The sequence below is a fragment of the Candidatus Thiosymbion oneisti genome, from assembly GCF_900092655.1.
GTDB lineage: Bacteria > Pseudomonadota > Gammaproteobacteria > Chromatiales > Chromatiaceae > Thiosymbion > Thiosymbion oneisti.
In genome coordinates, this window is sequence record NZ_FLUY01001721.1 from 1 (window position 1) to 12,208 (window position 12,208).

The 12,208-nt window shown below is 61.0% G+C and carries 11 protein-coding genes; 6 read left to right on the forward strand and 5 right to left on the reverse strand.

What is annotated here, in order from left to right:
- Positions 1–290: 290 nt before the first annotated feature.
- Together BQ17_RS18235 and BQ17_RS18240 are read right to left on the reverse strand one after the other, a co-directional pair.
- Complete coding sequence (locus tag BQ17_RS18235) at positions 291–1,514, reverse strand: class I SAM-dependent methyltransferase (protein ID WP_089729563.1); 1,224 nt, start codon at positions 1,512–1,514, stop codon at positions 291–293.
- Between the two features lie 174 nt (positions 1,515–1,688).
- Positions 1,689–2,954 carry a DUF2029 domain-containing protein gene (locus BQ17_RS18240; RefSeq protein ID WP_089729564.1) on the reverse strand — a complete coding sequence of 422 codons (1,266 nt, stop codon included), beginning with the start codon at positions 2,952–2,954 and terminating at the stop codon, positions 1,689–1,691.
- A 495-nt stretch (positions 2,955–3,449) separates the two neighbouring features.
- On the opposite strand from BQ17_RS18240, the gene BQ17_RS18245 reads away from it, so the two are divergent.
- Positions 3,450–4,205 (forward strand): pteridine reductase, encoded by a 756-nt coding sequence (locus tag BQ17_RS18245; protein ID WP_089729566.1) that lies wholly within the window; start codon positions 3,450–3,452, stop codon positions 4,203–4,205.
- Between the two features lies 1 nt (position 4,206).
- On the opposite strand, the gene folK is transcribed toward BQ17_RS18245, so the two are convergent.
- Together folK and folB are read right to left on the reverse strand one after the other, a co-directional pair.
- Positions 4,207–4,806: a 2-amino-4-hydroxy-6-hydroxymethyldihydropteridine diphosphokinase gene (folK, locus tag BQ17_RS18250; protein WP_089729567.1), complete on the reverse strand. Its 600-nt coding sequence runs from the start codon at positions 4,804–4,806 to the stop codon at positions 4,207–4,209.
- Between the two features lie 25 nt (positions 4,807–4,831).
- Positions 4,832–5,188, reverse strand: coding sequence for a dihydroneopterin aldolase (gene folB, locus BQ17_RS18255; protein ID WP_089729569.1), 357 nt, complete (start codon positions 5,186–5,188; stop codon positions 4,832–4,834).
- A 246-nt stretch (positions 5,189–5,434) separates the two neighbouring features.
- Between folB and plsY the strand changes: the two genes are divergently transcribed.
- Positions 5,435–6,037 (forward strand): glycerol-3-phosphate 1-O-acyltransferase PlsY, encoded by a 603-nt coding sequence (plsY, locus tag BQ17_RS18260; protein WP_089729574.1) that lies wholly within the window; start codon positions 5,435–5,437, stop codon positions 6,035–6,037.
- Between the two features lie 590 nt (positions 6,038–6,627).
- On the opposite strand, the gene tsaD is transcribed toward plsY, so the two are convergent.
- A complete protein-coding gene (tsaD, locus tag BQ17_RS18265; protein WP_089729576.1) occupies positions 6,628–7,653 on the reverse strand; it encodes a tRNA (adenosine(37)-N6)-threonylcarbamoyltransferase complex transferase subunit TsaD in 1,026 nt (341 codons plus the stop codon).
- A 364-nt stretch (positions 7,654–8,017) separates the two neighbouring features.
- Between tsaD and rpsU the strand changes: the two genes are divergently transcribed.
- The 4 genes from rpsU to dnaG all read left to right on the forward strand — a co-directional run bounded on the left by rpsU (position 8,018) and on the right by dnaG (position 11,867).
- Entirely contained in the window at positions 8,018–8,233 is a 216-nt protein-coding gene (rpsU, locus tag BQ17_RS18270) for a 30S ribosomal protein S21 (protein ID WP_089729578.1), read from the forward strand.
- A gap of 25 nt (positions 8,234–8,258) precedes the next feature.
- Positions 8,259–8,702 (forward strand): GatB/YqeY domain-containing protein, encoded by a 444-nt coding sequence (locus BQ17_RS18275; RefSeq protein ID WP_089729579.1) that lies wholly within the window; start codon positions 8,259–8,261, stop codon positions 8,700–8,702.
- Between the two features lie 142 nt (positions 8,703–8,844).
- The gene (locus BQ17_RS18280) at positions 8,845–9,306 is read left to right on the forward strand and encodes an RDD family protein (RefSeq protein ID WP_089729581.1); all 462 of its coding nucleotides are present in this window, start codon (positions 8,845–8,847) and stop codon (positions 9,304–9,306) included.
- An 806-nt stretch (positions 9,307–10,112) separates the two neighbouring features.
- Positions 10,113–11,867, forward strand: a complete 1,755-nt coding sequence (gene dnaG, locus BQ17_RS18285; RefSeq protein ID WP_089729583.1) for a DNA primase — start codon at positions 10,113–10,115, stop codon at positions 11,865–11,867.
- The last annotated feature ends 341 nt before the right edge of the window (positions 11,868–12,208 follow it).

The window sequence follows — 12,208 nt, forward strand, 5'->3', positions numbered from 1 at the left end:
GGGCCATAGGCCAAAGTAGAGGGTAGGCTGGGTTGAGGAACGAAACCCAGCGTTTACGGGCAAGTCTGGCTTGCTGGGTCTCGTTCCTCGACCCAGCCTACCGCTTTGAAATCAATATATTAGTTTTTAGACAGCCTCTAAGGGCCTGTCTGGTATACGGCTGTTCTGCTTGCAGAATCGAGAGATGCGGAAGCGAGGCGTCCGGTCGGATTTCCTGCTCGCTTTCGTTAAATAGGCTTAGCTTATAGCCTCATCGAGTGGAAAATCTGCCGCGACCCCTCGCTCTCTTGCTACGAACGCGTAAGCCAGACAGGCTCTAGGCAACCGAGCCGATCACGCAGATCGCGAAAGGAGAAACCGATCCAATCCATAGCCAATCCCTTGTCCAGTCCGATCACCTGGAAGCGTTCGCCCATGGCCGAGGGTAGGACCAGCTGTTTGGCGCCGAGCATCGCATCCATGGCGTCCGGGCCGGCGGCGACCTGAACCAGCAAGCGGTCGAGACCGCAGCCGATGAGGAAATGGGCCTGGGTAGTGAAGCCTGCGATGCGCAGCCCGGCTCGGACCCCTGCCTCGGCAACGGCGGTGAAGTCCACATGGGCCGTGATGTCCTGGAGGCCGGGATACAGATAGGGATCCGGGTGGGCGCGGTGGCGGTAGTGGCACAACAGGGTGCCGCGGCGGCGGTCGCTGCGATAATACTCGGCCCGCGGATAACCGTAGTCGATGAGCAGGATCAGCCCCCGTTTCAATGGTTCCGCCAAGGCTCGGATCCAGGGGGCGAGGCGCAGGTTAAGCTCGGATTCATAACCGGGATCGACCGCCAACCCCTGATCCTGAAGCGGGCCTAGGGTCGTCGCGAGCTCCGGGCGGATGGGTTCCGCGGCGACCTCTTCCAGGCCGTTCGGCGCAGGCCTTACGCACAGCTCCCGGGGCCTGCCGTCCGCGCCGATGCGGAAGCGGTGCACGGGCATGGCGTCGAGTACCTCGTTAGCCAGGATGCAGCCTCGCAATTGGGTCGGTAGGCGGTTGAGCCAGCGCACGCGCGCCAGCAGCTCCGGTACCTGCTGCGCGAGCAGGCGCTGCTGATCCGCGCGCAGCTCGGGGCTGAGTTCCAGGATGAGGTAGTTACGAGGCAAGGTCGCGGCGTCCGCGAGGGAGGACAGTATCTGCGCGGCCAGGGCCCCCGAGCCGGCGCCGAATTCCAGGATGTCCCCGTCCTCTTCCCTTTCCCCCAGAGCCTCCATCACCTCCCGGCACTGCGCGGCGATACAGGCCCCGAACAGGGGTGAGCGTTCGGGAGCGGTCGTGAAATCCCCGTGGGGCCCGAGCTTGGGGGTGCCGGCGACATAGTAGCCGAGACCGGGGGCATAAAGGGCCAACTCCATGTAGCGATCGAAGGGCAGGAGCCCGCCGCGGGCCGCCGCCTCGTCCCGGATCAAATCTAAGAGCCGTCGGCTGTGCTCGGCTGCGACTGCGTCCGGTGCAGGGATTTGGGCGGGTGGATATTGCATCTTGGCAGCACGCGCTTGGATAGCCTTGTGTTAGGTTACGCCGTGCTCGATGCCGTGCCTCCTAAGCGTTTTCTCGCGCGGCTTAAACGCAACCTACACCCAAAGCGAGGTCCGCGTGGGGGGTAATGTAGGTGTAGTCAGATCCTCCGGACAACGCCAAATCATTCAGGATCGCTAACGGGCGGGTGCCTTGGTCAGTGCATTCCGTATCGCTTCCCGTGGTGTCCTAAAGCCGCCGCGGAAGACCTCGCTCATTGCGATTGCATACAAGGCCAGGGTCGGTAAGACCTTCGGTAGCGCTATGATGTAAAAGGCATAGCGGGGCCACTGCCCCTTTGGATCGAACATTGACGGGTCCTTTACTATGTCCACTAGCCCAAAGGGAGTCGGCAGCGCCAACAGCAGTAGACAAAATAGAACTGCAACATATCTCAACCTAGTGCAATCGGGAACTGTCATCAGCACAGCAGCCACGACACAGACACCGGTCATATGGTGTTCCCATACGTCCTGATAGGTGAGGAAATGGGCAAGTAGGAGCGCAGATACGCCGACACCTACCCTTGACGCTCGGGAATGAAATACGAGTAGAGCCGTGGCAGCCAGCACCAGGAATCGAAACACATGCATTAATCCCCAGTGCTGATGAAGCAGCGCTATGTCTCCATCAATTGCGAGGAGCTCCATAAGGTACACCAACCCACAGTTGCCGGTATGGAGCCTTACTCCTGGGAGGAAGTTGGTTTTGACGAAGCCGATCCCCTGTTCCGGGTGATGAATGAAATACGGGACTGAAACCAGGAGCAGGCAGGCGATGGCGAACAGGCAGGTAAACCAGTAGCGCCGTTCGCGTACGATGGCAGGCAAGACAGCCAGAGATAACGGCTTGAGCAGGACTGATAGCGTAAACAGAAGCGAACCAGCCGGGAGGACAAGTCCCAGGTAACACAATGCGACCGCAGCAAAGGTAAATTGGCCCATGTGGAGCTCAAGGAAATAGGGACTGTTGACAAGGAGTAATGCTACCGTTGCGAGACGGTACCCCGGGTCGGATATGCTGCGCCATACTATGAACAGAAGCAGCACCAGGAGTCCTTCCAGCAGCAGAATCCATAGGAGATAAGCCGTGTTGGGAGTCAGATACGTGAGTGCTTGGGCGGCCAGTGCCACAATAGGAAGATAGCGAAAGGGATAGTGGTAGGGTGTTACTCCATCGTTGTTTGGTATGTATGGGTTCATCCCGCGACGGGTGTTGACCCCCGCGTGGTAAACCGCATAGAAATCGGCCCCGCGACCGTAGCAGTAGATGGTATCGTGGTGCAGCGGCCAGATAACGGATCGGTCTTCCACTAGAATCGAAGACACGATGGCGACATGAACAGCGGCCAAGATCGCCAAGATGATGCGGATGCAGGTAGGGTTTCGGAGTGATCCGCGCATTGATAAGCAAAGTGGCATATGCTGTATTCCTTCTCCTTAAGCGACCGGGATCGATCTCACCGACGACGAAGGAGTATAGCGGGATTGCCGTAGTCCGGTCTCCCAAACAGCGCCAAGTAATTCAGTTGGGTTGTGTTACGCCGCGTTCGGCGGCGTGCCGGTCCGGGCGCGGTCCGGGGTTATTTGGCGTTGGTTGTGGGAAAAGATCCCTCCTGCGTTGGGACCAGTCCGGCGTGTTGGGTTAGGGCGCGTTCAGCCCTGTCACTGTACTTCGGGATCGAACCGCGCGCCTAACCCAACCGACACTTAACGCGAGGCCGTGCGGGTCGGTAGCGCGGGGGTAATCTAGGTGTAGGTTGCGTTAAGACGCTGGCACTAGCCTGGCCGTAGACCAACGAGCCGTTGGGCGTCGCAACGCAACCCGTCAAACCCTGTCCCGACGCAGGAGGGATCTGTTCCCTCCCGACAACACCAAATAATTCAGGATTACTCCAAGTGACGCAAAACGCAGCAACACTCTCGGGAAAGGTTGCACTAGTCACCGGCGCCGCCCACCGCATCGGTGCCCAGATCGCGCGCAGCCTGCACGCGCATGGCATGGACCTGGTCCTCCACTATCGGGGCTCGGAGGCCGCCGCCCGGGCCCTCGAGGCTGAGCTGACGCTGTCCCGACCCGATTCCGTGCTACTGCACCGGGCCGATCTCAACCTTTGTCATGAATTTCCTGGCCTGATCGAGCGGGTCCGTGCCTTCCGAGGCAGATTGGACGTGCTGGTCAACAACGCATCCGGCTTCTACCCGACACCCTTCGACGACACTGGCGAGGAACAGTGGGAGGACCTCATGGGCTCCAACCTCAAGGGGCCCTTCTTCCTGACCAAGGCGGCCGCGCCCCTGCTGCGTGCCGCCTCCGGTTGTGTGGTCAATCTGGTGGATATCCATGCCGAGCGGCCCCTGAAGGGCTATCCCATTTATTCCATTGCCAAGGCGGGTAACGCCATGATGGTAAAGGCCCTGGCGCGGGAGCTGGGGCCACAGGTGCGGGTCAACGGCATCGCTCCAGGGGCCATCCTATGGCCCGAGCAGGCGCTAGGCGAGGGCGCCAAAGAGGAGATACTCGCACACACGGCCCTCAAACGTACCGGTACGCCCATGGATATCGCCCGCGCCCTGATATTCTTGGTCCGCGACGCCGATTACATCACCGGCCAGATTATCACGGTCGACGGCGGCAGGACGCTCCAGCAATAAATCAGAACTCAAAGGCAACCGGCCGCAGGGGCTGGGCGGATTTTTCAAAGGCCCGCCAGAGTTCCCCATAGCAACGGCCACTGGCCGGATGGCGCTCCTGAGCGGCTACTTCCGCCAAGGGGCCCAGTACGAAGGCGTGGTACAGAATCTCGTCTCGGGGCAGGGTACAGCCGTCGATCGTTCCGGCGAGACCCCCGTAGGTCAGCAGATCCAGGTCCAGGGTCCGAGGCGCGAACTTGTTCGGACCACGGACGCGCCCGAAGCCATCTTCGATGGCGCGCAAGGAGGCCAGGAGCACGCTTACCGGCTTGCCGGAATCGAATCCGGCAACCAGATTGAAGAAGGGTTGGCCATCGAAGCCAAGCGCCTCGCTTTCATATACGGAAGACAAGACCAATCTCCCGAACCGTGCGCGCAGGGCGTGCACCGCACCCCGGATACAGCGTTCCCGATCCTGATTGCTGCCGATACTGATCCAGCAACGCGCCTTGCGGCTGAATTTTCCATGGGGATCCTGCGATGTAGGAGTGGCCTCACCACGGAGGTGAGGTGCGGTAGCAGGACGTTCGCGCTTCGGATCGAGCGGTTGACCGTGGGACATGACGATCGACTGCCGTTGCGCAGAGTCAACCGCGCGCCCCGCGTTCGATGACGACGCCCACGTCCGTGGCGTCGGAAACAGCGCCGATTTTGTTGAGTCTGAGCCGAACCCAGCGCACCCCGAACTCGTCACGGATGATCCCGGCGCAGCGCTCCGCCAGGGTCTCCACCAGCTCGACCCGACTCTCGCCTACGAACTGCTTCAGGCGCTTGGAAACGGCCTTGTAGTCAAGCGCGTCCTCGATGCGATCGCTGGCCGCGGCCCTGGCTACGTCCGTACTCATCTCCAGATCCAAAACGACTGGCTGCTTGATCTCCTTCTCCCAGTCGTGGATACCGATGACGGTCTCGATGCGCAATCCGCGCAGGAAGACGATATCCATGTGGGTTCCTCTTGGTGCCCGGCTAAGGATGTCCCAAGATACTAGCATCCCGAGGGTTGGGCCGAACACCGACGACGACATGGCGTGGACGGCAGGTAAGTTTTAAGCGGGAACCGATTCGATCCCCTCTCCTCAAGCCCCCTCGCTGCGCTTTGAAAAATTACCACTACCTGTACGCGCAAGCGGTACGGAATCGCCCGGCGGTCGGCTTGACCTCTACCCGGATTGGGATTCCAATGGGATGCCATGATTGCAGACCTACTCCTCGTTATCGGTGCCTATCTGCTGGGCTCTGTCTCCAGTGCCATCATCGTGTGCCGGCTGATGGGCCTGCCGGACCCGCGGACCCAGGGCTCGAGCAACCCCGGCGCGACCAATGTGCTGCGCATCGGCGGGAAACGGGCCGGGGCCATCACCCTCCTGGGTGACGGCCTCAAGGGACTGATACCGATGTTGGTCGGCCAACTGCTCGATGCGGGCCCGGGGTTGCTGGCGGCAACCGGGCTGGCGGTCTTCCTCGGCCACCTGTATCCGGTGTTCTTCGGGTTTCGAGGGGGGAAGGGGGTCGCGACGGCGCTGGGGGTACAATTCGGACTCTACTGGCCCATCGGGCTTACGGTGGCTGCCATCTGGTTGGTCGTCGCCAAGTTGCTGAAGATCTCCTCGGTCTCCGGCTTGGTCAGCATGGCCCTGGCGCCGGTCGTGGTCTGGATCTTCCGGCCGGAGCCCCTACTGATCTGGATGCAGCTACTCATCAGCCTGAGCCTGTTCTGGCGTCACCGCAGCAACATCCGGAACCTGATGTCCGGTGCCGAGGCCAAGCTCACCGATCCCGAAAAAAGGCCCTGATCGCCCGTAGGATGCGGTGAGTGCGGTAGGTCTTACAGGCTGGCACCACAAGGAGGCGCGAACCGCATCAATGAACGGCCCGTGCCCAACCAGTGTGGGCATGCCCACCGTCCAAAGATGCGGTTCGCTGCCCGCCCGCCCCGTCCCTGGGGAGGGTGTCGCAAAAGCCCCTCTCCCGCCGGGAGAGGGGTTGGGGAGAGGGGTCAAAGGGCGAGATCGGTGCCTTTTGCGACACCCTCCTGGGGCGGTAGGCAGACGCTCACCACACCATTGATGCGGTTCGCCGCCGAGCGCGTCCCGCGCCCGGCGGCTCACCACATCCTACGGGCTCGGGGTCCCGGCCAAGGCCAGCGAATCATAAGCTGACTTAAGAATCACGCGAATCGGCGCGAATCGGATTGTTTGTTCCTATAGGAACATTCGCATCGATGCGTGTGATTCGTAGGATGGCGGTGTGCTCAACAAATCGGTTGAGTGTTGGGCACGAGCCATTCATTGATGCGGTTTGCGCGGGGAGTGCGCGCACCGACCGGCAGGCTCAGAACCACCGCGCTCACCGCATCCTACGCTCTCGTAAGCCGGGCAAGCGCTCAAACCGGCGGCAGCTCCTCCATGGGCCAACGCGATCTGGGTTTGAAAGCCAAGGGCTCGGCTTGACCGGCGCGCAGCCGTTGCCAGCCGGCGTAGGCGATCATGGCCCCATTGTCGGTACAGAATTCCGGTCGCGGATAGAAGACCTCAGCGTCCTCCTGCGCCGCCATGGCGTCCAGCCGCGCCCGCAGGCGTCGATTCGCGCCCACGCCGCCGGCCACCACCAGGCGCCTGTTCGCGCATTGGCGCAGGGCGCGGCGGCATTTGATGACCAGGGTATCCACCACCGCCTCTTCGAAGGCGCGGGCGATGTCGGCCCGGGTCCGTGCCGGATCATGGGTCCGTGCCGTCTCCCGCTGCAAGGTGTTCAGGGTAAAGGTCTTGAGCCCGCTGAAGCTGAAATCCAGTCCCGGACGATCGGTCATGGGCCGCGGGAATCGGTAACGCTGCGGGTCCCCATGCTCCGCCAGTCTCGCCAGGGCAGGACCGCCGGGGTAGGGCAGCCCGAGGATCTTGGCGGTCTTGTCGAAGGCCTCCCCGGCGGCATCGTCCAGGGACTCCCCGAGCAGGCGGTAGCGGCCGATCGCCGCGGCCTCCAGGAGCTGGGTGTGACCGCCGGACACCAGCAGGGCGACAAAGGGAAAAGTAGGTGCCGGCGTTTCCAGCATGGGGGCGAGCAAGTGACCCTCCATGTGGTGGATACCGATCGCGGGTACGCCCCAGGCCCAGGCCAGGGCGCGGCCGACAGCGGCCCCCACCAGCAGGGCGCCGATCAGCCCAGGGCCTGCGGTAAAGGCCACGCCGTCGATGGATTCCTTGGGCAGCCCGACCTCACGCAAGACCTGCCGGATCAGCGGCAGGGTCTTGCGCACATGGTCACGGGAGGCGAGCTCCGGCACCACGCCGCCGTACTCGGCGTGGATCTCCACCTGGCTGTAGACGGCGTGGGCGAGCAGACCGCGGTCGCCGTCGAAGACGCCCACGCCCGTCTCGTCACACGAGGTCTCGATGCCCAGCACACGCATGATGGATATCTATTGCTGCTGCTGTGAAGCGGTAGTGCCGTAGGATGCGGTGAGCGCGGTAGGTCTTACAGGATGGCACCACGCGGAGGCGCGAACCGCATCGATGGACGCCCGTAGCGAACCGCATCCTCCGGGCGCTATCAACCAATCTATCAGTTAAAAATTTACCACTACCGACGCCGGTACTGACCTGGCAGACGATCAGCGCGCCCTTGTGCGTCGAACGCAACACGTCCGCTTCCCCAAACAGCGCCAAATCATTCAGGATTGCTTTGCAACGCCTTTGCAAGGCTGCAAACGATTCAAGTATCATATTTTACTTTATCTCAGCCATTACGAGCGACCAAACGAGGAAACCTGTTTCATGCCCAATGTCCGCGTAAAGGAAAATGAACCTTTCGAAGTCGCCATGCGTCGTTTCAAGCGTTCCTGCGAGAAGGCCGGCGTCCTGGCGGAGGTGCGTCGCCGCGAGTTCTACGAGAAACCCACCGCGGAGCGCAAGCGCAAAAAGGCCGCCGCCGTCAAGCGCCATCACAAAAAGCTACAGCGCGAGAATCGGCGTTGGGATCGCCTCTACTGAGCCGGACTCCACAGGGCATACATCCATGCTCAAACAGCGCATCCAGGATGACATGAAGGCCGCCCTGAAGGCGGGCGACAAACGCCGACTCGGCGTCATCCGCCTCATACTCGCCGCGATCAAGCAGCGGGAGGTGGATGAGCGGATCGAGCTCGACGACACCCAGGTCCTGGCGGTGCTCGACAAGCTGGTCAAGCAGCGGCGCGATGCTCGTGAGCAATACACCAAGGCGAACCGGCAAGATCTGGCCGAGCAGGAAGCCTACGAGGTTGGTATCTGCCAAGAGTACCTGCCCGCGGCTCTGGGTGAAGACGAGTTGATTGCACTGGTCGACGAGGCCATCACCGCCGTAGCGGCCACCTCCATGCAGGACATGGGCAAGGTCATGGGTCGGATCAAACCCCAGGCCCAAGGCCGGGTGGACATGGGCGTCGTCAGCAAGCTGGTCAAGGAACGCCTCGCGGGCTGACGTCTCCTCTTGCTACTCTTCACGGGCACTTTAAAACTTAAGGTATCCGTAGGGAACGAGACTGCCCTGCCGTTTTGATTTTGTGTCTTGAAAAATTGCTAGAAAGCGTTTTTCAAGGTCTCAATAAGAGGATTAGATAGTAATGAATACACAAACGCATTATGAAATAAACGGGGCAACTCGATTTGGGGGGTTCTGGATACGGGTAGGAGCTTCCTTTATTGATATAGTGGTTCTACTTATCCCTGTACTACTTATCTCGTTTCTATTTCGTGCAGTGACACCCGCAACTGATGAGATGGAGATAGTGGTGGTAGAACTGATGGATGCTATTCTCAATATAATCGTGTACTGGATTTATTTTGCAGCACTGCATTCATCATCATGGCAAGCGTCGGTCGGGAAAAAAGTCGTGAACTTGAAGGTTGTCGATAAAAATGGCAATCGTATTTCTTTTGGCAGAGCTACAGGCCGGTACTTCGCATCATTCATCTCTGCGTTAATCCTCGGTATCGGATATATGATGGTTGGCTGGACAAAGAGGAAGCAAGGTCTGCACGATATGATGGCAGGCACACTTGTCATAAAGATAGAAAATATTTAACAAGGCGAGTGCGTTCGGGCAGGAAAAAGCACCGCTCGTTCCTCGCTCTGCTTTTCGCTGCTGGTGAGTTGTGGTTCGGCTGGCTCCCACGCTCCAGCGTGGGAGCAGATCCCGACGCTCCAGCGTCGATTAAGCGCCTCGGTAGGCTAACCGCCAATGCCTATCAGCACAGAAGAGCTACGTCCGCTGGAGCGGACAAGACGATGTGAGCGCAATGAGGGTTGATGCGGTTCGCTACGGGCGTCCATCGATGCGGTTCGCGCCTCCTCGTGGTGCCATCCTGTAAGACCTAGCGCGCTCACCGCATCCTACGGCACTACCGCTTCACAGCTACGGAGGCGATTATCGGGTGGTGGTTAATATTTAAATGATTTGTTGGGCGCGCCGCCGTCCAAAGATGCGGTTCGCGGCCTACCTGCCCTCTGTCTGCCGTACTGGCCTGTCTGCGTGCGGGACGCACAGGCAGGCATAGGCAGGCATCCCTGGGGCGGTAGGCAGGCGCTCACCACATCCTACCGGCTTTGCCCAACCTACGAGCTCCGCTTTTCACTGCTGGTAATTTGTGAGGCGAGTACAGCAGTGCCGAAGTACCGATAACATGGGAATGATTCGTTTGCCGCGAATGAGCGCAAATAGACACAAAGCGATCATAATCAGCTCGTCATTGATGACGGTTCCGGGTCCGTTTTCGTCGATTTGCGGCCATTTGCGTTTATTTGCGGCTAACTTTTCCCTGAGGCTCCGGCTCGATGTTATCGGTAGTTGAGAACATCCGTACTGGTTACCGCTGCTGCTCGCTTTGACCCATGGCCGGCAGGATCCCTCCCGAATTCATCGACGCCCTGCTCGCCCGCACCGACATCGTCAATCTCATCAATAGCCGGGTCTCCCTGCGCAAGGCCGGGAAAGACTACCAGGCCTGCTGCCCGTTTCACGACGAAAAGACCCCATCCTTCACCGTCAGCCCCGACAAGCAGTTCTACCATTGCTTTGGCTGTGGTGCCCACGGCAGCGCCATCGGCTTCCTGATGGAGTACGAGCGCCAGGAGTTCCGCGAGGCGGTGGAGGAGCTGGCACAACAGGCCGGTATGGAGATCCCTGTCGATGGGGAGGGTGTCCGGGCAGGTCCGGATCTGCGTCCACTCTACGACCTGCTCGACCAAACGGCTCAGCTCTATCGCCGCCAGCTACGCCAACACCCCTCGGCTCCCCGGGCCGTGGAATATCTCAAAGGTCGCGGCCTGAGCGGGGAGGTGGCCGCCGCCTTCGGGCTCGGGTTCGCACCACCCGGCTGGGATTTCCTGCTCGGGACCCTCGGCGGCAGCGTCCAGGTCCGCGAGCGCCTGCTCCAGGGCGGACTCGTAATCGAGCAGGACGGCAGGCGCTACGACCGCTTTCGCGACCGGATCATGTTCCCCATCCGCGACCGCCGGGGCCGAGTCATCGGCTTCGGAGGCCGGGTGCTCGGCGACGAAAAGCCCAAATACCTGAACTCGCCCGAGACCCCTGTCTTTCACAAGGGCCGCGAGCTCTACGGGCTGTATGAGGCCCAGCAGGCCAAGCGTAGACTCGAGCGCCTGCTGGTGGTCGAAGGCTACCTGGATGTCATCGCCCTGGCCCAATTCGGCATTACCTATGCCGTCGCCACCCTGGGCACCGCCACCAGCGCCGAGCATCTGCGGCTGCTCCTGCGCGCCGCCCCGGAGCTGATATTCTGCTTCGACGGCGACCGCGCCGGGCGCGATGCCGCCTGGAAGGCCCTGGAGACCGCCTTGCCGCTGGCCACCGGCCGCCAGCAGATCGGCTTCCTATTCCTGCCCGAGGGCGACGACCCGGATACCCTGATTCGGCGCCAAGGCCGCACCGAATTCGAGCAGCACCTAGATACCGCGACGCCCCTGTCCGATTTTCTGTTCGACCGCCTCGCCGCTCAGGTCGACATGTCCAGCCTGGACGGCCGCGCCCGCTTGGCGACCCTGGCCAAGCCCCTGCTGGACCGAGTCCCCGCCGGCCTATTTCGTGACATGTTGGGCACTCGCCTCGCCAAGCTGGTGGGCGTAGCCCGCAACCGCCTCGATACCGGCACGGGTGCCGGCAGGAGACGCACCGGACCGCCGGAACCCCACAAACGGCCACCCCGGGAATGGCTGGTGGTCGCCCTGGTCCTGCAACAGCCGCGGCTGGCCGCGCAGTTAGCCGAGCTGGACGATGACTGGAAGACCCTCGACCAACCCGGCCTCAAGTTACTGTCCGAGCTGCTCGAACGGATTGCCGCCGACCCCGAGCTCACCACCGCCCAACTCGTCCACCACCTGGAAGACAGCCTGGATGAGGGTTACCGGCATTATCTCAGCCGGCTCACCGATCCTGCACTGCTCGCCGGCATCCCCGAAGCGGGGCGGGCGGCCGATCTGCGCGGCGCTATCAAGGCCCTCAATGCCGAGGCCAGAGACGCCAAGTTTGAACTCCTGTGCCGCCGCGCCAGCCTATCCGAGCTCGACGACGAAGAAAAGCAGGGCCTGCGGGGATATCGAGCCAATGGGCGACGTGACGAACTCTGATACCGGGCGGGTTTAAGTTGGAATCGATTCAATCCCCTCTCCCCCAGCCCCCTCGCTGCGCTCGGCGCAGGCTCTCTCCCGGCGAGGGTGTCGCAAAAGTCCTTTCGAATCACAGAGGACACAGAGAAGGGCACAGGCCAGGGCGGGCGTATGTCCTTATAAATCAACAAGTTATAATTGAACTTTATTATCATGTTCGGCCTGCAACTATCTGAAACTATTGATTTAAAAAAATTTTATACGCGCTCGCCCTGGGGCACAGGCCGGTAGTGGTTAAATTCAAAGTGACATGGTTGTGCGACTTAACGATTCGACCCCCACTGCTTTTGCCATCCCTGGCG

What these genes read in the sequence shown, in the direction of transcription:
- BQ17_RS18235 (WP_089729563.1), bottom strand. Translation starts at nt 1,514, where the DNA reads ATGCAATATCCACCCGCCCAAATCCCTGCACCGGACGCAGTCGCAGCC.
- BQ17_RS18240 (WP_089729564.1), bottom strand. Translation starts at nt 2,954, where the DNA reads ATGCGCGGATCACTCCGAAACCCTACCTGCATCCGCATCATCTTGGCG.
- folK (WP_089729567.1), bottom strand. Translation starts at nt 4,806, where the DNA reads ATGTCCCACGGTCAACCGCTCGATCCGAAGCGCGAACGTCCTGCTACC.
- folB (WP_089729569.1), bottom strand. Translation starts at nt 5,188, where the DNA reads ATGGATATCGTCTTCCTGCGCGGATTGCGCATCGAGACCGTCATCGGT.
- plsY (WP_089729574.1), top strand. Translation starts at nt 5,435, where the DNA reads ATGATTGCAGACCTACTCCTCGTTATCGGTGCCTATCTGCTGGGCTCT.
- tsaD (WP_089729576.1), bottom strand. Translation starts at nt 7,653, where the DNA reads ATGCGTGTGCTGGGCATCGAGACCTCGTGTGACGAGACGGGCGTGGGC.
- rpsU (WP_089729578.1), top strand. Translation starts at nt 8,018, where the DNA reads ATGCCCAATGTCCGCGTAAAGGAAAATGAACCTTTCGAAGTCGCCATG.
- BQ17_RS18275 (WP_089729579.1), top strand. Translation starts at nt 8,259, where the DNA reads ATGCTCAAACAGCGCATCCAGGATGACATGAAGGCCGCCCTGAAGGCG.
- BQ17_RS18280 (WP_089729581.1), top strand. Translation starts at nt 8,845, where the DNA reads ATGAATACACAAACGCATTATGAAATAAACGGGGCAACTCGATTTGGG.
- dnaG (WP_089729583.1), top strand. Translation starts at nt 10,113, where the DNA reads ATGGCCGGCAGGATCCCTCCCGAATTCATCGACGCCCTGCTCGCCCGC.